Source organism: Bartonella pachyuromydis, assembly GCF_039543065.1.
In the GTDB taxonomy this organism is placed as follows: domain Bacteria; phylum Pseudomonadota; class Alphaproteobacteria; order Rhizobiales; family Rhizobiaceae; genus Bartonella; species Bartonella pachyuromydis.
Map to the genome: position 1 here is coordinate 1 of NZ_BAABJA010000046.1, position 1,592 is coordinate 1,592.

General features: G+C 38.3%; 1 protein-coding gene. It reads right to left on the reverse strand.

The annotated features are described in order from the left end of the window. A partial coding sequence (locus tag ABD917_RS08650; protein ID WP_345119659.1) for an autotransporter outer membrane beta-barrel domain-containing protein occupies nucleotides 1-1,564 on the reverse strand: 1,564 nt, incomplete at its 3' end. Between the last annotated feature and the right edge of the window lie 28 nt (nucleotides 1,565-1,592).

The following is a 1,592-nucleotide window of genomic DNA, read 5'->3' on the forward strand; positions in this document are numbered from 1 at the left end:
CAGCAAAACCAGCGGAGAATAGAGCATTGGGCATGACTAAATAGCTTGCCACCTGTGGGACAAGAGCTAAAATCTTTCCTTCATCATCAAGGGTTTCTTTTTGCAGACGGAAATCCCAGAAATCTTTTTTGCTTTGATTGGATATTGTAGCACCTTTTGTATCGCGCTCAATTTCCACGACTAGGTCACCTAATACACGATATTTCGTGTTATTCTTTGCAGCATTTTCTTTTAATTCCTGAGATAGTTCTCCCAAATAACTTTGTGAGCTATCAGCTTTACCACGGCTTGATGTTGGTCCATAGGCATTGAGGACATATTTATAAGGTAAACCTTCCATTGTGGTGTAGCCATTCGCCAATCTGAAGGCATGTTCATCTGCTTTACCAGAGACTTGAATGAGTGAGAGCCCCCGTTCATTTAAGGGAGTGGAATCTTCAGCTTCTATTGGCTCACCTTGAGCAAGATTATTGACATGGATTATTGTGGTTCCTGATACATTACCATGGACGAGAAGGCGATCAGCTTTTTGCTTTTCTTTTATTAAACCATCACTCCACTCGACATTGAAATAAATATTTGCATGGCCCGTTGCATTATAAACAGTTGTTATCGCAGGTCTACTTTCTTCTTGCGATGTAGATTCTACAGCTTGTGAGTGTTTTCCTACATGCAAGGTATGATATTGTCCCTTTTCTAGAGCATGCGGTGCATGAAATACGATAGAGCTATTGTTAAGATTTAGTACTGAAACAACAGATCGTGCTCGTTGCTTAATATCAATAAGTGTGTACGAAATAGGCTCACCAACATCTTCTCTATCAGCTCCTTCGAACAGACTAGTTTTTAAGTGCCATTTACTACCATTGTTCAAAGTAAAAATTGTTGTATTTTGGGGAAAGGTTTTCACTTTCCCTTCTATAATTGAGGCATCAGCAGTCAATGTGAGAGTTTTAGGTTTCTTATCTTCTTCTACACTTTTATTTTTTAACAACATCTCAGAACGAATTTCTGAATTTTGAAGATAAACTTCAGCAACAGATTTCGAGGAGTATGGCCCTGCAATACCAATACCCTCTGTCATAAGAAGTTTTGTATTGGTAAGAATCACTTTATTGATAACTTTCTCCCCTTCTTTTACATGAGAATCTGGAATGTGATCAAAGCGGATACCATAGCTTTTATGCTGTCCTGCAACAATGATGACTGAATCTTCAAGATGGATTGTACCATTCGCAATTTCTAAACCACGTGTCCCTGCTTTCCCCAAGATTTTCTGAGCGTGAACACCTGCACCTTGTGATGCAGAAATCAAGGTGCTATCGGATCGCAACATTGAGTTTTTAATAGTAATAAAGGATTTTTCATCAGCGACCACTGTAGTAAATCTACCACGGACAAAAACATTATTAAAGGTCTTTTCTTCTCCTGCCTTATCTGCACGAGCCATAACCATTATGGGAACTTGTGTATTTGCATAAGTTGAACCGCAATGAGAAAAAATCAAAGTTCCAGCAATTGTACATAACAAAAAGTTTTTCTTATAAATAGATTTCTTACACATAGATATGCCTTTAGTATTGGTATGCCTT